16 protein-coding genes are annotated in these 17762 nt (G+C 72.2%); 6 read left to right on the top strand and 10 right to left on the bottom strand.

Going from position 1 to position 17762, the window contains the following annotated elements:
* Positions 1-65 precede the first annotated feature (65 nt).
* Positions 66-1697, top strand: a complete 1632-nt coding sequence (locus ABD340_RS28895; RefSeq protein ID WP_344593134.1) for a bifunctional phosphatase PAP2/diacylglycerol kinase family protein — start codon at positions 66-68, stop codon at positions 1695-1697.
* On the opposite strand, the gene ABD340_RS28890 is transcribed toward ABD340_RS28895, so the two are convergent.
* Entirely contained in the window at positions 1684-2859 is a 1176-nt protein-coding gene (locus tag ABD340_RS28890) for a cytochrome P450 (RefSeq protein ID WP_344593132.1), read from the bottom strand. The two genes, ABD340_RS28895 and ABD340_RS28890, sit on opposite strands and share 14 nt — an antisense overlap.
* Positions 2860-2935: 76 nt before the next feature.
* Here ABD340_RS28890 and ABD340_RS28885 point away from each other — a divergent pair, with 76 nt between their 5' ends.
* Positions 2936-3157 carry a DUF6158 family protein gene (locus tag ABD340_RS28885; RefSeq protein ID WP_344593131.1) on the top strand — a complete coding sequence of 74 codons (222 nt, stop codon included), beginning with the start codon at positions 2936-2938 and terminating at the stop codon, positions 3155-3157.
* Between the two features lie 187 nt (positions 3158-3344).
* Positions 3345-3887 (top strand): YceI family protein, encoded by a 543-nt coding sequence (locus ABD340_RS28880; protein ID WP_344593130.1) that lies wholly within the window; start codon positions 3345-3347, stop codon positions 3885-3887.
* Here the strand turns inward: ABD340_RS28880 and ABD340_RS28875 are convergent.
* The 3 genes from ABD340_RS28875 to ABD340_RS28865 form a co-directional block, all read right to left on the bottom strand.
* Positions 3877-5487, bottom strand: a complete 1611-nt coding sequence (locus ABD340_RS28875; protein WP_344593129.1) for an ABC-F family ATP-binding cassette domain-containing protein — start codon at positions 5485-5487, stop codon at positions 3877-3879. The two genes, ABD340_RS28880 and ABD340_RS28875, sit on opposite strands and share 11 nt — an antisense overlap.
* Positions 5488-5629: 142 nt before the next feature.
* A complete protein-coding gene (locus ABD340_RS28870) occupies positions 5630-5827 on the bottom strand; it encodes a DUF397 domain-containing protein (RefSeq protein WP_344593128.1) in 198 nt (65 codons plus the stop codon).
* Positions 5824-6237, bottom strand: a complete 414-nt coding sequence (locus tag ABD340_RS28865; RefSeq protein ID WP_344593126.1) for a Scr1 family TA system antitoxin-like transcriptional regulator — start codon at positions 6235-6237, stop codon at positions 5824-5826. Before ABD340_RS28865 ends, ABD340_RS28870 begins: the two co-directional genes overlap by 4 nt.
* Here ABD340_RS28865 and ABD340_RS28860 point away from each other — a divergent pair.
* A complete protein-coding gene (locus ABD340_RS28860; protein ID WP_344593124.1) occupies positions 6152-6547 on the top strand; it encodes an ATP-binding protein in 396 nt (131 codons plus the stop codon). The two genes, ABD340_RS28865 and ABD340_RS28860, sit on opposite strands and share 86 nt — an antisense overlap.
* 364 nt (positions 6548-6911) lie before the next feature.
* On the opposite strand, the gene ABD340_RS28855 is transcribed toward ABD340_RS28860, so the two are convergent.
* Together ABD340_RS28855 and ABD340_RS28850 are read right to left on the bottom strand one after the other, a co-directional pair.
* Complete coding sequence (locus ABD340_RS28855; protein ID WP_344593122.1) at positions 6912-8075, bottom strand: methyltransferase domain-containing protein; 1164 nt, start codon at positions 8073-8075, stop codon at positions 6912-6914.
* A gap of 277 nt (positions 8076-8352) precedes the next feature.
* Positions 8353-10050, bottom strand: a complete 1698-nt coding sequence (locus ABD340_RS28850; RefSeq protein WP_344593120.1) for a proline--tRNA ligase — start codon at positions 10048-10050, stop codon at positions 8353-8355.
* Positions 10051-10128: 78 nt separating this feature from the next.
* Here ABD340_RS28850 and ABD340_RS28845 point away from each other — a divergent pair, with 78 nt between their 5' ends.
* Together ABD340_RS28845 and proS are read left to right on the top strand one after the other, a co-directional pair.
* Positions 10129-12189 (top strand): WD40 repeat domain-containing protein, encoded by a 2061-nt coding sequence (locus ABD340_RS28845; protein WP_344593119.1) that lies wholly within the window; start codon positions 10129-10131, stop codon positions 12187-12189.
* Between the two features lie 56 nt (positions 12190-12245).
* Positions 12246-13694 carry a proline--tRNA ligase gene (proS, locus tag ABD340_RS28840; protein ID WP_344593118.1) on the top strand — a complete coding sequence of 483 codons (1449 nt, stop codon included), beginning with the start codon at positions 12246-12248 and terminating at the stop codon, positions 13692-13694.
* On the opposite strand, the gene ABD340_RS28835 is transcribed toward proS, so the two are convergent.
* The 4 genes from ABD340_RS28835 to ABD340_RS28820 form a co-directional block, all read right to left on the bottom strand.
* Positions 13688-14185, bottom strand: coding sequence for a DUF6328 family protein (locus ABD340_RS28835; RefSeq protein ID WP_344593116.1), 498 nt, complete (start codon positions 14183-14185; stop codon positions 13688-13690). The genes proS and ABD340_RS28835 overlap by 7 nt on opposite strands.
* A gap of 39 nt (positions 14186-14224) precedes the next feature.
* Positions 14225-16366: a SpoIIE family protein phosphatase gene (locus ABD340_RS28830; RefSeq protein ID WP_344593114.1), complete on the bottom strand. Its 2142-nt coding sequence runs from the start codon at positions 16364-16366 to the stop codon at positions 14225-14227.
* Between the two features lie 105 nt (positions 16367-16471).
* On the bottom strand, positions 16472-17236 hold the full coding sequence (locus ABD340_RS28825) for an ANTAR domain-containing protein (RefSeq protein ID WP_344593113.1): 765 nt from the start codon (positions 17234-17236) through the stop codon (positions 16472-16474).
* Between the two features lie 92 nt (positions 17237-17328).
* A complete protein-coding gene (locus ABD340_RS28820; protein WP_344593112.1) occupies positions 17329-17754 on the bottom strand; it encodes a CBS domain-containing protein in 426 nt (141 codons plus the stop codon).
* Positions 17755-17762: the final 8 nt, after the last annotated feature.

Here is a 17762-nt window from a genome sequence, read left to right as displayed (position 1 = left end):
CAGGGGATACCCCCGACATGCATGTCGATCACCAAGAGCGACACCGTCCGATACCCAGCGTAGTGTTGGAATCTCGTTACACGGCGTCCGCGCGCCGGGTGCTCGGCCGCCGTCCGTTCGACCACCCTCCCGCCGAGCGCGGCAGGAGGCGCCGGCGCACGCCCGCCCTCTTCAGGAAGGGGCCGCTGCGCAGGCTCGGGCGGCTGGACCGCTGGGCGTTCGACCAGGTCGCCGCCGCCCACCTGCCGGGGCTGGAGGTCGTCCTGCCGCGGCTGTCCCGGGCCGCCGACCACGGCGTGCTGTGGTTCACGGCGGCCGGGGCCATGGGGCTGACCCGGCGCGCGCGGCTGCGGCGCGCCGCGCTGCGCGGCTCGGTCGCGATCGCGGTGGCCAGCCCGGTCGTGAACGTGCTGGGCAAGCACGCGTTCCGGCGCGCCCGCCCGGTCGTCGACCTGGTCCCGCCGATCCGGATCCGGTGGAAGCTGCCGACCTCGCACGCCTTCCCGTCCGGGCATTCGGCCTCGGCGGCGGCGTTCGCGACCGGGGTGGCGATGGAGGCGCCGCGCGCGGTCGCGGCCCCGGTCGCCGCCACGGCCGCGGCGGTGGCGTTCGCGCGGATCTACACCGGCGCCCACTACCCGGGGGACGTGCTCGCGGGCGTCGGGATCGGCGCGCTGGCGGCCCTCGGCACCCGGCTGGTCTGGCCCGCCCGGCCCCCTGTCGCGCACATCACCCGCACCTTCACCGAGAAGGTGATGATCACCGGGGACGGGCAGGGGATCGTGGTCGTGGTCAACGGGGACGCCGGTGCCGGCGAGGGCGCCGCGGAGGTGCCGGTGCTGCGCAGCGCCGCCGAGTCCGCGGTGGGCCTGGTGCGGCGGGAGCTGCCCGCGGCCGGGATCGTCCGGCCGGGCCCGGACGAGGACCTGGACAAGGTCCTGGACGAGGCCGCGGCCCACGCGGAGGTGCTCGGGGTGATCGGCGGCGACGGGACGCTCAACGCCGCCGCCCGGGCGGCGGTGGCGCACGACGTGCCGCTGCTGCCGATCCCCGGCGGGACCTTCGACCACTTCGCCCGGGCGCTGGGCATCGAGACGGCGGCGGACGCCGTGGCGGCCTACCGCGGCGGGCGGCTCGGCCGGGTGGACGTGGGCGTGGTCGCCCCGGTCGGCGACGAGGACGCCCCGGAGCACGAGCTGATCTTCCTCAACACGGCCGGGATCGGCGCGTACACCGAGCTGGTGGAGCGGCGCGAGCGGCTGGAGGGCCGGCTCGGCAAGTGGGGCGCGCTGGCGGTGGCGGCGGTGCGCACGTTCCGGCACTCGGAGCCGCTGCCGCTGCTGGTCGACGGGCGGCTGCGCCGGGTGTGGCTGGGCTTCGTGGGCAACTGCTCGTACGGCTCGCGCGGGCCGGCGCCGACCTGGCGCCGCCACCTGGACGACGGGCGGCTGGACATCCGCCTGGTCACCACCGGCGAGCGGGTGCCCAGGCTGCGGGCGCTGGCCGCTGTGCTGGCCGGTCATCTGCACGTGATGCCCGGTTACCGGGCGTGGCACGCCGACGCGTTGGAGCTGGCGGCCCCGGGCGGCGGGCTGCGGATGGCCAGGGACGGCGAGGTGACCTCGCTGCCCCCGTCCGTCCGCGTCGGCAAGCGGCCGGGGGCGCTGGCGGTGTTCTGCCCGCCTACACCGGCCTGAGGGGGCAGCGGCGCAGTCCGGTGACGACGGTGGAGCCGTTGTGCTCGTCCTCGCCCGCGGTCTCGATCCGCTCGTACCCGCGTTCCAGCAGCTCCTCCAGCACGATCCTGATCTCCATCCGGGCCAGTGCCGCGCCCAGGCAGAAGTGCGGTCCGAAACCGAACGCGAGCAGGCCCGCCTCGGGCCGCCTGGCGATGTCGAAGCATCCCGCGTCCGGGCCGTAGGCGGCCCGGTCGCGGCTCGCCGCCCCGTAGAGGACCATGAGGCGGTCCCCGGCGGCGATCTTGACTCCGCCCAGCGGCACCGGCTCGGCGGCGGTCCGCATGAAGTAGACGACCGGGGAGGTCCAGCGGAGGATCTCCTCGACCGCCCCGTCGATCGCCTCCGCGCCGGAGCGCAGCGCGGACCACTGCCCGGGATGGTCGGCGAGGGCGCGGAGGCCGCCGGAGATGGCGTGCCGCGTGGTCTCGTTCCCTGCTACCAGCAGCTGGATCAGGAACATCACCAGTTCGAGGTCGGTCAGCCGGTCGCCGTCCAGCTCGGCCAGCGCGAGCTGGGAGACCACATCACCGCCGGGCGGCCCCTCGCGACGCTCGTGGGCGGCGGCGAGCAGGTAGGTGCCGCACTCCACCCGCAGCGCGTTCCGCTCCTCCTCGCTCATGTCCGCGGCGCCCGGCACGATGGCCTCCGACCACCGGTGGAACCGGGCCCAGTCGGTCTCGGGGATGCCCAGCAGCAGGCAGATCACCTGGAGCGGCAGCGGCACGGCCAGCTCCGCGACCGCGTCGAACGGGCGGCCGGGCTCCAGCGGGTCGAGCAGCACCCGCACCCGGTCGCGCACATCGGCTTCCAGCCGCCGCAGCACGGCGGGACGGAACGCGGGCGCGACCAGGCCGCGGTAGCGCGTGTGGTCGGGCGGATCCGTGTGCGTGATCGTCGGCGGCGCCTCGTACGAGTCCGGGGTCTCTTCGAGCAGGATGCCGTCCCGGGAGCGGAAGAGATCCGGCCTGGCGAGCACGGTGCGCACCTCCGCGTGCGTCCCGACCACCCAGTAGCCCCCGCCGGGGTGCCGAACCGGGCCGGCCCGGTGGATCCGTTCGTAAAGAGAGTACGGATGGCCGTTCGAGAAATGCGCGTGCGGAAAGTCCTCCGGGACGGTCATGCAGCAAACGCTAGGTTGGTGTTCAAGTCTGCGCAAGGGAATGTTTGCCCCGACCAAAACGGGTACCCCCAACACCATGTCGAACGGAGTCGAACCCGCCGCACTCAGCGACGACGATCTCATGCGCGAACTGGGACACCTTTACGAAACGCGGATGGACGCCCTGCGCCACGCCGCCGACCAGGCGTTCGGCGAGCACACCCGCCGGATGAACGACATGGAGGCCGAATACCTGCGCCGCCTCCCTGAACGCGAAGTGGACCCCGAACGCCTCCGGGAGGGCGCCCGCGCACGCTGAGGCTGTGTCTATTCAATCCCGGCCCAGGGGCTCGCCTGGCGGCTCGCACCCTGACCGTGCTTGGTGCGAGCGCGACATCGCTTCGCGATCTGGCCGGTGAGGCTCGCCTCCGGCGTCGCCTAACCGGCCAGGTAGCGCGCTCGCGCGGTACCTAAGGCCACATCGAGACAGGGCCTAGGCTGGGGGTATGGCGACGATCGAGCTCGGTCCCGACAGCGGGCGGCTGCTCGTCAAGACCGGCCGGAGCGGGCTCGGCCGGCGGGCCGGCCACGACCTCACGATCGAGGCAGCCCGCTGGTCCGGCACGCTGACGCTGCCCGGGGACACCGCGGACTCGGCCACCACCGAGGGCTTCTCGGCCGCGGTGACCGTCCCGGTGGACGGCCTGGAGGTCCGTGAGGGCACCGGCGGCGTGCGGCCGCTGTCCGACCAGGACCGCGCCGAGATCGCCAAGAACCTGCGCAAGGTCCTCGACGCCGCCCGGCACCCGGAGATCACCTTCACCGCCACCCGGGCCGCCGGCTCCGCGGGGGAGTACAGCGTCGACGGCGAGCTGACGGTCGCCGGCCGGACCGCACCGCTGACCCTGCGCGCCCGCACCGACGACGACCGGGTCCGCGGCGACGCCACCGTCAAGCAGACCCGATGGGGCATCAAGCCCTACTCCGCGTTCTTCGGCGCGCTCAAGCTGGCCGACGAGGTCGAGGTCTCCTTCGACCTCACCCTCTGACCCGGTTCACGCGGGACTCGTCCCAGACCGGCTCCTCCGGTTCGTACACCGTCCCGTCGGCCCCGAACACCAGGAACCGGTCGAACGACCGCGCGAACCAGCGGTCGTGCGTGACCGCCAGGACCGTCCCCTCGTACGCCTCCAGCCCGTCCTGCAACGCCTCCGCACTCGCCAGGTCGAGGTTGTCGGTCGGCTCGTCCAGGAGCAGCAGCGTCGCCCCGCCCAGCTCCAGCAGCAGGACCTGCAACCGCGCCTGCTGGCCGCCCGACAGCGTCTCGAACGGCTGCTCCGCGCACACCTGCAGCTCGTAGCGGGCCAGCGCCGACATCGCGGCGTTCCGCAGCCGGGCGTGCTCGGTCATCACGATCTCGCACGGCGTGCGGCCCTCCAGGTCGGGCCGGCTGTGCGTCTGCGCGAACAGCCCCGGCACGACCCGCGCCCCCAACCGCGCCACGCCCGTGTGAGCGACGTCCTCGCCCGCCAGCAGCCGCAGGAAGTGCGATTTCCCGGACCCGTTGGAGCCCAGCACCGCGACCCGCTCCCCGAACCAGAGCTCGGCGTCGAACGGCCGCATCAGCCCGGTCAGCTCCAGGCCCTCGCACATCACAGCCCGTTTCCCGGTCCGCCCGCCGCGCAGCCGCATCTTCAGCGTCTGGTCCCGCGGCGGGATCTCCGGCGGCCCCGCCTCCTCGAACCGGCGCAACCGCGTCTGCGCCGCCCGGTAGCGGGACGCCATGTCATCGTTGAACGTCGCCTTCTGCTTGAGCGTGTTGACCAGCCGCTTCAGCTTGACGTGCTCCTCGTCCCAGCGTCGGCGCAACTCCTCCAGGCGTTCGTTGCGGTCCCGCCGGGCCTGCGCGTAGGTGGCGAACCGGCCGCCGTGCACCCAGACCTTCCCGGCTTCCACCGTGACGATCCGCTCGGCGGCGCGGTCGAGCAGCTCGCGGTCGTGCGAGACCAGCAGGACCGTCTTGGACGTCTCCCGGAGCCGCGCCTCCAGCCACCGCTTGCCAGGCACGTCCAGATAGTTGTCGGGCTCGTCCAGCAGCAGCACCTCGTCCGGGCCGCGCAGCAGCGCCTCCAATACCAGCCGCTTCTGTTCCCCGCCCGACAGCGTCGCCACCCGCCGGTACTGGCACTTCTCGAACGGGATGCCGAGCGCGGCGACGGTGCAGGCGTCCCAGAGCACCTCGGCGTCGTACCCACCGGCGTCGCCCCACACCGCCAAGGCGTTCGCGTAGCGGAGCTGGCTGGGCTCGTCGTCGCGCTCGACCATCGCCAGCTCGGCGGCCTCCAGCGCCGCCGCCGCGTCCCGGAGCCGCGGCGCCGCCGTCGTCAGCAGCAGGTCCCGGACCGACGAGTCGTCCCGTACGTTCCCGACGAACTGCCGCATCACCCCGAGCCCGCCGCTGGACGAGACCGACCCCTCCAGCGGCGCCAGATCACCGGCGATCATCCGCAGCAGCGTCGTCTTGCCCGCCCCGTTCGGCCCGACCAGCGCCGCGGTCAACCCGTCGCCGACCCGGAACGAGACATCGTCGAGCAGCACCCGCCCATCAGGCAAAACATGCCCGACATGCCCGACCTCGATATGCCCCACGCCGCTCCCCTCCAGACCCGACCTCCGAGTCTGTGAGCCCCCAAGCGACGGAGGCAACCGGTTTTCAGTCCAGGCTCAGTGGGCGACGCGACCAGTTGGCGCAGCGGATCAATCCCCTCAAGGTCTGCGCCCCAGATGCCGGCTACTCGATGTGCCCGCGGACTCGTGCTACCAGGCTCGTCCATGCCTCCGCCGTCATGACCAGGTGCGGCGGGTCAGGGGCTTTCGAGTCACGGACCGCGACGACGCAGCCCAGTCGGGCCACCTCCACGCACTGGTTGGCGGCGGTGTCGGACCAACTGCTCTTGCGCCATACGGCGCTGGTGATGTCATCGGTCATTGCCTTATCGTCCCGGACAAAGGCCTGCGAAGCAGTGCAAGGGTCGCCTCTTCCGGCAATGAGCTCTCGGCGATGTGCTTGAAGTCGGCGTGGAAACCGGCTACTTCCTGGGCGTTGTCGAAGTAGCGCTCCCCGGCCCGGTTCTCTACCAGGACGACATCGGGGTCGACGGGTTCTGGGAAACCGAGGATCACGAACGGATAGCCGGCCGAAGGGTAGAGGCCCGCCGTGTACGGGATCACGCGCAGGTGGACATTATCCAGGGCCGCCATCTCAATGAGATGGCGAAACTGAGATTTGAGCAAGCGATGCGACGCCGCGGCGGTGGAGGGGAGGGTCCTGGGCGCGGTCACGTTGCCTGGGGAGACCGCGAGCGTGGGGGTGTTCTGGCGGTTCGTCGCCGACATCATCGGAACGTACTGTCCCGTCGAGTCTGAGCGGGTGGACGACGCAGTCCTGCTCAGCTCGGAAACGGTGACCAACAGCCTCGTTCACTCCGACTCGCGTCATGGCGGAGTGGTCACGTTGACCTTGAGTACCAGCGGTGCCGTGCTGCGTGTCGAGGTTCTGGACGACGGAGGGAAGACAACGCCGACGCGGTGTGCGGAGGATGCACTGCGCGTCAATGGCAGGGGTGTTTTCCTGGTGGAGGCGCTGGCGAAGAGCTCCGGGCACCGTGTCGACGCCGAAGGGCGGCTGCTCTCGTGGTTCGAGATCTAGCCGAGCAGCGGATGTGCTGTCCAACGTGCTCGTGCGGCCCCGCGAACCTGCGGCTGGCTCCGCCGCGTCTCTGCGGCGGGGCCTGTGTTGGACGTCGGTGGGTTTGTGAGCGCGGGCGGCGGTGTTGCGATCCTGGTGTGGACGCTCGTCACGTGCGGCGCGGTGGTCCTGGCCACGTCGGTCACCGCGTTCGCAGCGGACCGGGCGGCGGCCTCGGTATCAGGGGAGGCATCGCGTCCGATAGGCCGTCCTCTACGCGAGGAGGGCACGGAGGGGGACGGCCTCGAGGATGGGGAGCTTCTGGGTTTCGGTGGTGGAGCGGTTGGATGCCGGTCAGCTCGGCGTCGCGGAACTTCCGGCAGCGTCAGTGATGCGAACTGATGATGTTGCCGGGGCGGTCAAGCCAGAGGTGGTCGCCGTCTGGGGCGACGGTCATCCCGAACCGGTCGCGGTCAGGCTGCCCCCAGTCGACCCACGTGAAGTAGGCGGAGGTGACCTCTTCCCAGAGGTGCCGGTTTCCGGCCTGTTGCACCTCGTACTCGTCGTGGTCGGGCCGGTGGGTGACGGCCGTCCATCGGTCGGCGTCGTCGGGGTCCAAGACCCACAGGGTGAAACCGTCGGCGTCGGCCTCGGTGCGGGTGTGGGCCCGGGTCAGAGCGAACATGGCGAGATCGGCCCCGGCGGGGGCATGAGCGATCGTGCGTGGGTCTGTCCGGGTCGTGCTCCGGGTGATGTCGTGCTCTGCCCACCTGCGCCCGCTGACCAGGCCGCTGCGGCGTTGGGAACGCAGAAGCATGTAAGAGGCGAAGCCTGGGAATCGTCCTATCGCCGTACCGTCCGGCTTGACCACAAGTCGTAGTTCGTGGCTGTAGCCGAACCCGGGACTGTAGGGGGTGACTACGGTTCCCCCTGGTCGTGCCTGCGCTATCCACTCGTACGGGACGGTGGACACCGCGCATGTGGCGTGAACTCGGTCGAAAGGGGCGCCGTCCGGGTGGAGGGTGGCACCGTCCCCTACAAGCAGTTTCGGGGCGTACCCGGCGGCGGCCAGGTTGCTCGCCGCCTGCTTGGCCACATCGCTGTCCACCTCGATGGAGACCACGTTGCTTTCTCCGACGATGTGCGACGTGAGAGCGGCTGTCCAGCCGGTCCCGGTGCCGATTTCCAAGACCCGATGATCGCGGTCAAGGTCTGCCAACTCCAGGAGAGAAGCGACGGTGCTCGGAGCCGAACAGGATGACGTATAGTCGCCGTTTCCGGTATCCAGGTCGACCGCCCCGTCGTCCAGTTGGGTGATGATCGGGGCATCGTCGTACACGGCGTTCCACCATGCGCGCGGATCGCCGTCCCTGTCGATCAGATGCGCTTCCCGATCGTTGGGGCAGGCCAACGCGACGTGCGGAATGAACCGGTGGCGGGGGACGTCTCGGAATGCTTCCCGCACATAGGCGTCTTTGAGGTGCCCGGACGCGGCGAGCCGCTCTATGAGGCGTTCGGCGTGGTGGGAGGCGTCGTCGACGGCGGTCACTTCTCCCGCTTTCCTCCGCCTTTGGTTGGAGTGTCGGGGTTGGGCTTTTCGGGTTTGGGTGATTTGATCGGCTGCGGCTTGCCCTCGTGCTTGCCCACTTCCTTGATCCTCTCTGCTGAACTCTAGCGTGAATACTACGAAAAAACGTCCTGCATGGGAGTTGCTGAAAAGGTAGTGCTCACTTGCTGGAGGATGGTTCTCGGGGAAATGTGGTGGTCATGTGACTTCAGAGTCGCCCAGAAATTCGCTTTCCTTGGGCAGTGGGCCGTCCGGCTCCTTAGGGGAGGAGGGTGTGTAGGTGGGGGACTGCCTCGGCGAGTGGCACCTTCTGGGTTTCGGTGGTGGAGCGGCTGGTGATCTCGACCGTGCCTTCGGCCAGGCCGCGCTTGCCGACGGTGAGGCGGTACGGGATGCCGGTCAGTTCGGCGTCGCGGAACTTCACGCCGGCGCGTTCCGGCCGGTCGTCGATGATCGTCTCGATCCCGGCGGCGAGGAGTTCCCGGTAGAGCGTGTCGCCCGCCGCCACGGTGGGGTCGTCGTTGGACTGGGCGACGACGACCGTGACCTGGTACGGGGCGACGGCCGTGGGCCAGATGATGCCGCGATCGTCGTGGTGGACCTCGACGATCGCGGCCAGTGCGCGCTCTATGCCGATGCCGTAGCTGCCCATCGTGATCGGGACCCGCTTGCCCTCCGGGTCCAGGACCTCGGCGCCCAGGGCGCGGGCGTAGCGGTCGCCCAGCTTGAAGATGTGCCCGACCTCGATCGTGCGGGTGATCCGCAGCGGCTCGGCGCAGCGCGGGCACGGCTCGCCCTCGGCCACCTCGCGCAGATCGGCCCAGGCACCGACCTCGATGTCGCGCTCGACGTCCACGCCGCGCAGGTGGACGTCGTCGCGGTTCGCGCCGGTGAACATGGCGCGGCGGCCGCGCAGCGCCTCGTCCGCGATCACCGGGAGGTCCGTGACGCCCACCGCGCCCAGGCTGCCCGGCAGCGCGCCCAGCGCCGCGCGGATCTCGTCGGGGGCGGCGGCGCGCGGGTCGGCGGCGCCGGTCGCGTCCACCAGCTTCTGCTCGTTCAGGGGATGGTCGCCGCGCAGCAGGACGAGCGTGAGCCGGCCGTCCAGGACGTAGACGAGCGTCTTGATCTGGCGGTCGGCCGGGGCGTCGTGGTCGCGGGCCAGGTCCTCGATCGTGCGGACGCCCGGGGTGTCGAACGGCTCGGGCGCGGGCGGCCCGGGGCCGTCCTCGACGGTGTCGAGCACGGCCGTCGCCCGCTCGATGTTGGCCGCGTAGCCGCAGGACGGGCTGTGTACGACCAGGTCCTCGCCCGCCGCGGCGGGGCACATGAACTCGGTGGAGCCGGCGCCGCCCATCGTCCCGCTGGACGCCTCCACCGCCAGCACCGGAAGGCCGAGGCGCTCGAAGATCCGCGTGTACGCGCCGTGGTAGGCCTCGAACGAGACGTCCAGCCCCGCCCGGTCGAGGTCGAAGCTGTAGGCGTCCTTCATGGTGAACTCGCGGGTGCGCAGCAGGCCGCCCTTGGGGCGCGGCTCGTCCCGGAACTTGGTCTGGAACTGGTACCACTGCTGCGGCAGCTGCCGGTAGGAGTTCAGCTCCCGCGCGACCGTCGCGAAGATCTCCTCGTGCGTCATGCCGAGCGCCAGCTCGGCGTCGCGGCGGTCGCGGAGCCGGAACATCTCCTGCCCCATCAGCTCCCAGCGGCCTGAGCGGCGCCACGGCTCGGCAGGGTGCAGGGCGGGGAGCAGCATCTCCTGCGCGCCGATGCGGTCCATCTCGTCACGGACAATGGCGATGATCTTGGTGCGGACCCGTACCGCCAGCGGCAGCAGCGAGTAGTGGCCCGCGGTGAGCTGCCGGACGTACCCGGCGCGCAGCAGCAGCCGGTGGCTCGCCGCCTCGGCCTCCGCGGGGTCGTCGCGCAGCGTCGGGATATGGGCCTGGGACCAGCGCATTCACGGCTCCCGGTTCGGGTGGCGGACGGGGAAGAATTCTAGTGTCGGCGATGGGGCATGCCGTGGTATCAAGCTGCGATGCCCGGTCATGATGATCTTTATTCCGCGCCGGACGGCGACCACGGCGACCGTGTCACGGCCGTGGCGATCTCACCTGACGGGACGCTGGGGGCGACGGGTGCGCGCTCCGGTGAGGTCCGGTTCTGGGACCTGCGCTACGGCGGGTTGCGAGCGTCCGTGGGCGTCGGTGGACTCCCGGTCACCGCCGCCGTCTTCACCGGTGAGACGGAGCTGGTCACCGCCGGTTGCGGCGCGTCCCGCTGGAGGCTGGACGACGACGGCCTGGAGTGGCGGCGGGTGGGCGAGGAGAACCGCGCGGGGGCGCTGATCCTCGGGCACGGCGGACGGTCGGCCATGGTCGCCGATGGCGGTGACCTGCGGTGGTGGGCCCTGGACGGCTCGCATCATGGCCGGTTCCAGTGGTCCGGCACGCTCGACGCGCTGGCCCTGTCCGAAACAGAGCTGATCATCACGGGTGGGGCCGACGGGCGCGTGAGCGCCTGGCGCATGCCTCCCCTGGACGGGTGGCCCGACCCCGCGCTGGTCTGGGCCTATCAGGAAGGCGAGCCGGTCCGGCAAGGGCTGCTGTGCGTTTGCGACGGGGGGCGGCTGGTGGTGTCGCCGCGCCGGGACGGTGTGACCGTGCTGGACGCCGCCTCGGGGGAGCGTGTCGCCGGATTCGCCCCGGACGAGCGGCCCGCGGCGATCGCCGCGCACCCGGACGCGCCGCTGGTCGTCCTCGGCGGCCGGGACGGCTCCCTGACCTGGTGGGACGCCCGCACCGGCCACCGACTGGGAGGCGTCCGGGCGCACGAGGGACGGGTCCGGGCGCTCGCCCTCGCGCCCCGCGCCGGGCTGGTGCTCTCGGTCGGGCAGGACGGGACGGCCGCGCTGTGGCGGATGCACGGGCACCGCCCGCTCGCCCGTTTCTCGCCCGCGCCCGAGGACCGTCCCGTCGTCCCCTACGGCCACGAGGACCCGTGGGCGCTCACCGCGGCCGCCGGCTCGCCGGACGGGCGGCGGTGGCTGGTCGGCGGGGCGGGCGGCCAGGTGCACGTCCTCGCCTGGGCCGGCCGCGGCCGGCTCGAACCCGAGCGGACCGGCCGGCCGTCCCGCCCGGGCGCGGATCTCGACGTCGAGGTCCTCGTGGAGGACGTCCGCGCGTACTGGGCCGACGGCCCCGCCGCTGTGGACGCGGCCTGCGCGCTCGGCGCCCTCGACGACGACCCGTTCCCACGTGCGGAGGCGGTCGAGGCGCTGGAGACCTTGATCGTCCGCTCCGAGGAGCCGCGGGTCCGGGAGGCGGGCGTGCTCGCGCTGGCGGAGATCGACAGGGACGCCGCCACCACCGCGCTCTACGGGATGTTCGACCGGTGGGGCGCCGCCTCCGCCGCTTGGCTGCTGGAGTGCTTCACCGGCGACCGCGCGCCGACGGTGGAAGCGCTGATCGAGAGCCTGCCCGGCATCGGGAACTTCCTCGGCGTGCTGACCTCCGCCGCCCTCGCGGAACGGGGCGCCGCCGCCGTCCCGGCGCTGCATGACGCGCTGCGGGCGTTTCCGTTCCCGGCTCAGGAGGACAGCGGGACGTGGTGGCAGGACGAGACGACCAAGTACCGGCTCATGACGGCGCTCCGGTGGATCGGCCCGGCCTCGGCACCCGCGACGCCGACCCTGCTGGACATCCTGGAGGACGTGGACATCTACCGGGACACCCGCCACCAGGCGAAGGTCACCTTGCGGGCGATCGGGCTGGCGGGGACGGCGGACCTCGTCGCGGCCGAGGTCCGGCGCCGGGCCGAGGTGCCCGAGGTGCCGTGCGGCGTTCACGACGAGGTCGACGAGGACTGCGAGGACTGCGACGACGGCGAGGGCTTCAGCGTGCTGCTCGACGCGCTCGCGGAGATGCCCGCGGGGGCGCTCGCCGCCTCCGCCGAGGTCGAGGCGATGATGGCGGCGCTGCGGCGGCGCTTCGGGGACGGCGTCAGGACCTACGAGCGGGACGGCGAGACCCACGAGTACACGGTCTACGAGATGAGGCTCGCCGAGCTCATCGCCGACAAGATCACCGAGCGCGGGTGACCCCACCCGGGGAAATGCGTCCTGGCAGGGCGCCGGGAGTGAGTACGCTCAAGGGCGTGAGTCGAGAAGGTGTGACGCCGCAGAGCGAGGATTTCTCCGCCTGGTACAACGAGCTGGTGGTCAAGGCCCAGCTCGTCGACCGCGGGCCGGTGCGGGGCACGATGGTCATCCGACCGTACGGGTACCGGGTATGGGAGCTGCTCCAGGCCGACCTGGACCGGCGGATCAAGGACGCCGGCCATGACAACGCCGTGTTCCCGCTGTTCATCCCGGAGTCCTACCTCAAGCGCGAGGCCGAGCATGTGGAGGGCTTCTCGCCCGAGCTGGCCGTGGTGACCATCGCGGGCGGCAAGGAGCTGGAGGAGCCGCTGGTCGTGCGGCCCACCTCCGAGACGGTCATCGGCGAGTACATGGCCAAGTGGATCGACTCGCACCGCGACCTGCCGCTGCTGCTCAACCAGTGGGCCAACGTCGTCCGCTGGGAGATGCGGCCGCGGATGTTCCTGCGGACCACGGAGTTCCTGTGGCAGGAGGGCCATACCGCGCACGCCGACGAGGCCGACGCGATGCGCGAGACGATGTGGGCCCTGGACGCCTACTCCGCGGTGGCCCGGGAGCTGGCCGCGATCCCGGTGGTGGCGGGCGAGAAGACGCCCGGTGAGCGGTTCGCCGGGGCGGTCCGCACGTACACCATCGAGGGCATGATGCGGGACGGCCGCGCCCTGCAGTCGGGCACCTCGCACTACCTGGGGACCAACTTCGCCAAGGCGTTCGAGATCCAGTACCAGGACGAGGACGGCAAGCTCCGGCTCGCGCACACCACGTCGTGGGGGCTGAGCACCCGCATGATCGGCGGCGTGATCATGACCCACGGGGACGACAAGGGCCTGGTGCTGCCGCCGCGGCTGGCGCCGTACCAGGTGGTGATCGTCCCGATCGGGCGCAAGGAGCAGGGCGAGCACACCGCCGCCGAGGCCCGCAAGCTGGGCGCGGCGATCAAGTCCATGGGCATCCGGGTGCACGTCGACGACAACCGCCCGCAGCTGTCGCCGGGCTTCAAGTTCAACGAGTGGGAGATGCGCGGCGTCCCGGTGCGGATCGAGCTGGGCATGCGCGACCTGGAGAACGGCGTCGCCACCCTCGCCCGGCGGCTGCCGACGGAAGAGGGCCAGGGCAAGGAGCAGATCCCGCTGGAGAAGGTGCCCGAGCTGCTGCCGCGCATCCTGGCCGACTTCCAGTCGTTCCTGCTGGCCCGGGCCGAGGCGTTCCGTGACGGGCGCACCGCCGAGGTCGACGACTTCGCCGCGTTCGGTGAGCAGGTCAACGGCGGCTGGGCGCGGGTGTTCCACTGCGGCCGCGCCGAGTGCGAGGACGAGATCAAGGCCGACACCGCCGCCACCCCGCGGGTCATCCCGGCCGACGGGCCGGAGGAGAGCGGGGGCTGCGTCAAGTGCGGGCAGCCGTCCGCGTACGGCAAGCGCGTCATCTTCGGCAAGGCCTACTGAGCCTGGCGGCCCGCCGCGCGGTTCGCCGTGCGGCGGGTCAGCAGCGGCTGGACGAACCAGACCCAGGCGCACAGCGCGACCACCACGACGCCCGTGATCACCGCGGCCGGGTCCGACACCAGGGTGTGGACGATCAGGGTGGTGGAGGCGGTGATGGCCAGCCCCAGCGCGATCGCGCCGCCGATCCCGTAGCGGTTGGCCCGCCGGAGCAGCAGCGGCTTCTGGTTCAGCCGGAACAGGATGCGGTGCTGGATCACCGGGGCGATGAAGCAGATCGACGCCAGCGCCGCGCCGAACAGGGCGATGTAGAACAGGACGCGGCCCTCGTCGTCCACCCGGTCGAAGCCGGTGGCGAACGGGACCGTGAGGAGGAACGCGAACAGCACCTGGACGCCGGTCACCGCGACTCGGAAGCCCTGGAGCAGCTCCATCAGCTGCCGGTCGAGTCGCTCGTGCTCGGTTTCGTTGCGGTTGGGGTCACCGGGGGTCATGCGCCGGACATACCCCCATAAATCGGGTCTAGTCGACGGTCACGCCAGGGATGGCGGCAGCACTCGCAGCGCCAGCATCGACACGTCGTCGCGCAGGTCGCCGTCGCAGAAGCCCAGTAGCGCGCTCTGCACCGCGTCCAGCATGTCCTGGACGGGCGCGGCGGCGTGCGCGGCCAGGGTCTCCAGCAGCCGTTCCGGCCCGAACTCCTGCCGGGCCAGGTCGCAGGCCTCCAGCACCCCGTCCGAGTGCAGGAACAGGGTGTCCCCCGGGCCCAGGTCGAGGGTGTCGAGCCCGGCGTCGAAATCCTCGAACAGGCCCAGCGGCACGCCCCCGCGGGACGCGGTCCGGATCACGCCGTCCGCCCGCACCACGACCGCCGGCGGGTGCCCCGCGGTGCCCAGCGTGACGCGGACCCGGTCGCCCTTCCGGTCGACCTCCGCCATGATCGCGGTGACGAACCGGTCCTCCTCCAGCAGCGCGTCGTTCACCGCGGCGAGGATCTTGTGCGGGCCCGTCCGCCACCGCGACACCAGCCGGACGCCGTGCCGGGCCGTCGCGGTCACCGCCGCCGCGTCCTCGCCCTTGCCGCACACGTCGCCCAGCACCAGGCCCCAGCCCTCCTTGGTCTGGAACGCGTCATAGAAGTCGCCGCCGACCTCCGCGCCGTGCGTGGCCGCCATGTAGCGGGCGCCCAGGTCGATGTCGGGGATCGTGGGCAGCCGCCGGGGGAGCAGGCTGGACTGCAGCGTGTCGGCCACCTCGGCGCGGCGCCGGTACAGCCGCGCGGCCCGGATGACCAGCGCCAGATACCGCCCGAGCCGCTGGACGACCGCCAGGTCCACCAGGTCGAAGGGGCCGTGCTCACCGCTGCCCGCGAGCGTGATCGTGCCGATGCAGCGGTCGCCGTCCTCGATGGGGACGCACAGCACCGACGTCGCGCCGATCGTCGCGCACACCGGCTGCCCGTCCGGGTCGGCGCCCAGCAGTTCCAGGTCCTCCACGTGCGGGCGCAGCGCGCTCTGCCGGGTGGTGAAGACGGTGTACGGGAGGGTGTCGGGGCCGGGGGACAGCTCTTCCAGCGACTGGGTGGCCTCCAGCGAACGCTCGTCGTCCGGGCCCATCACCACCTGCCGGGCCAGCGCGTCCGCCGGGTCGGCGGCGGCCGGATCGGCGCCGCCCGGCTGCCACGCGTTCTGCCCGGCCTGGGCGGCTTGCGCGGCCGCGCCGTGCACGCCGACCAGGTCGATGATCGCCCAGTCCGCCAGCTCGGCGGCCAGCAGCCGGGCGCAGCGCCGGACGGCCACCGTCTCGTTGAAGACCGGCTCGTCCAGCAGCAGTTCGCAGGCGTTGGCGAGCACGTCCATGCGGTGCACGATCGTGGTCACCGCCTGGTCGTCCTCGGCGTGCACGGCCGCCGGACGCGGGGCCACCGCCGCGAGCCCTCCCGGGGCGGCCACCGCCCCGCCCGCGGCGGTCCCGCCGGCCGCGGGCGCCCGGCCGGTCTCCGGGAGGTCCGACTCCTCCCGTTCCCGCTCGGCGTGCTCGTGGGCGGCGTCCATCCGGGCCGTGGGCATCCGCCGCCCGCCGCCCGCCGGTTTGCCCGCCTGCGGGGTGACCGGCAGCCCCGACGCCCCGGCCACCGCGATGACCATCGGATCGGGCTCGCCGCGGATCCACACCCGCGCGAGCGTGACCGTCGCGTCGACCGGCCGGTCCCGTCCCATGAAGCGGACCGCGACGCGCTGCCGCCGCCCGGTGCGGACCACCCCGGCCAGCTGCGACCGCAGCGCCGCCCGGGTCGCCAGATCGCAGAACGCGGTGAACTGCTTGCCGGACACGTAACCCGGAGAGGTGCCCAGCAGCGCGGCCGCCTGCCGGTTGACCCGCCGCACGCTGGTGTCGCGGTCCAGCAGGAACAGCGGAACCGGGGCGTCCTGGAACACCGTGCGCAGCACCCGCCGCTCGGTCTCGGCCGACGCCGAGAGGCCGACCGCGGTGGCGTGCCCGCTGCCCAGGGTGCGGAGGGCGGTCAGCGCCAGCTCCAGCTCCACCAGGGACGCGTCCAGCGTCGCCCGCAGATCGGGCTCGGGCATGCCGGCGGCCTGCCGGAGCTCGCCGATCCGGCCCTCGAGATCGCTGATTTCGCGGATCATGGACTCGGGTTCGAGGTGTTCGGGCATCGCGGATCTCCCTACGGTCCGAGGGGGCACGGTGAGGCCGGGCCGTGCTGGTCACCGCGCCTCCGCGGCCGACGTGGGCAGCTTATGCCCTGCCCGGCCGCGCACCTAGGGGGCGTACTCACCGTCATCGCCGGCGACTCCGCGGAGTCCTTGGTCGCCCACGATCCGCTGCGCGAGCGCGGTCAGCTTCACGTGCCGGGTCTGGGAGATCCGCCGCATCTCGGCGAACGCCTCGTCGGCGTCGCAGCCGAGCGCGTGCATCAGGATGCCCTTGGCCTGGTCGACCACCGCCCGCGCCTCGACCGCCTCCTGGAGCTGTACGGCGGTGCGGTGCACGGTGCCGTACTGGAGCACGTTCGACATCGCCGCGCCGCTCTGCGCCACCAGCAGCGACGCCAGCGCGTGCTGGCCCCTGGCGAGCGCGCGGGGGGACACCCCGAACAGGGTCAAGGTCACCAGGACCGGGTCCTTGACGTGCGGGGTCGTGGAGAACGTGCGGACGCCGCGGCAGAGCATGTCCGTCATCGCCTCGGGCCAGCGGGCCTCGACCAGGACGTCGTCCGAGCTCACCGGCACCCGGTTGCGGACGACGTCGAACACCGGCCCGTGCCGGCGGGCCAGCTGCCGGTCGACGATCTCGGCCAGGTCGGGGTGGCTGGCCGCGGAGGCCAGCGGTTCGGGACGCGCGGCCCCGTCATCGGCCGGGAACGCCCAGCGGATGCTGGTGGCGCCGGCGCAGCCCGGCACGGCCTGCGGCGCCAGTTCGGTCACCTGGCGCAGCGTGCCGATGTCGGAGGACTCGCCGACGATGCCCAGCCGGGCGATCTCCATCGCCAGCCGGTCGGTGAGCACGGACTCGGTGGGTGGCACAAGCCGACGTTATCCCGTGCAAGCGGATGTTCGTACCGTCCGCGGACATCTACGCCCGGACGACCTGCGGGGACCGGTTCACAGGTCCCGGTTCAGAGGTTGGGCGGGGCCTTGCTGATGTCGCAGATGACGTCCGCCCCGGCACCGTCCGCGATCGCCAGATCGCCGATCGACACGATCCCCACCGGGCGGTTCGAGGCGTCCACCACGGGCAGCCGCCGGATCGCCTCCTCGCGCATCAGCCGCAGCGCGGTGTCGGTGTCGTCGTCCGGGCCGAGCGTGACCGGCTGGGCGGTGCAGACGTCGCTGAGCGGGGTGTGCGCGGCGTCCCGGCTCTCGGCCACCCCGCGGATCACGATGTCCCGGTCGGTGATCAGACCGCACAGCCGTCCGGAGAAGGTCACCAGCACGTCCCCGATGCCGTGGTCGCGCATGAGCTGCGCGGCCTCGTACAGCGTGGCGTCGAGCGGCAGGACGCGCGGGGCGGCGGTCATGACGTCGCCGATTCTCCGGGACATGGCGAACC

The organism is Actinomadura vinacea, from assembly GCF_039532545.1.
In the GTDB taxonomy this organism is placed as follows: Bacteria; Actinomycetota; Actinomycetes; order Streptosporangiales; family Streptosporangiaceae; genus Spirillospora; species Spirillospora vinacea.
Note: the sequence above shows the minus strand (reverse complement) of the source record. Positions and strands in the feature narration are given on the sequence as shown.

Bases quoted from the DNA above. Each gene is read 5' to 3' on its own strand.
- ABD340_RS28890 (WP_344593132.1), bottom strand. From the start codon at position 2,859: ATGACCGTCCCGGAGGACTTTCCGCACGCGCATTTCTCGAACGGCCAT.
- ABD340_RS28885 (WP_344593131.1), top strand. From the start codon at position 2,936: ATGTCGAACGGAGTCGAACCCGCCGCACTCAGCGACGACGATCTCATG.
- ABD340_RS28880 (WP_344593130.1), top strand. From the start codon at position 3,345: ATGGCGACGATCGAGCTCGGTCCCGACAGCGGGCGGCTGCTCGTCAAG.
- ABD340_RS28870 (WP_344593128.1), bottom strand. From the start codon at position 5,827: ATGACCGATGACATCACCAGCGCCGTATGGCGCAAGAGCAGTTGGTCC.
- ABD340_RS28865 (WP_344593126.1), bottom strand. From the start codon at position 6,237: ATGATGTCGGCGACGAACCGCCAGAACACCCCCACGCTCGCGGTCTCC.
- ABD340_RS28850 (WP_344593120.1), bottom strand. From the start codon at position 10,050: ATGCGCTGGTCCCAGGCCCATATCCCGACGCTGCGCGACGACCCCGCG.
- ABD340_RS28845 (WP_344593119.1), top strand. From the start codon at position 10,129: ATGCCCGGTCATGATGATCTTTATTCCGCGCCGGACGGCGACCACGGC.
- ABD340_RS28835 (WP_344593116.1), bottom strand. From the start codon at position 14,185: ATGACCCCCGGTGACCCCAACCGCAACGAAACCGAGCACGAGCGACTC.
- ABD340_RS28830 (WP_344593114.1), bottom strand. From the start codon at position 16,366: ATGCCCGAACACCTCGAACCCGAGTCCATGATCCGCGAAATCAGCGAT.
- ABD340_RS28820 (WP_344593112.1), bottom strand. From the start codon at position 17,754: ATGTCCCGGAGAATCGGCGACGTCATGACCGCCGCCCCGCGCGTCCTG.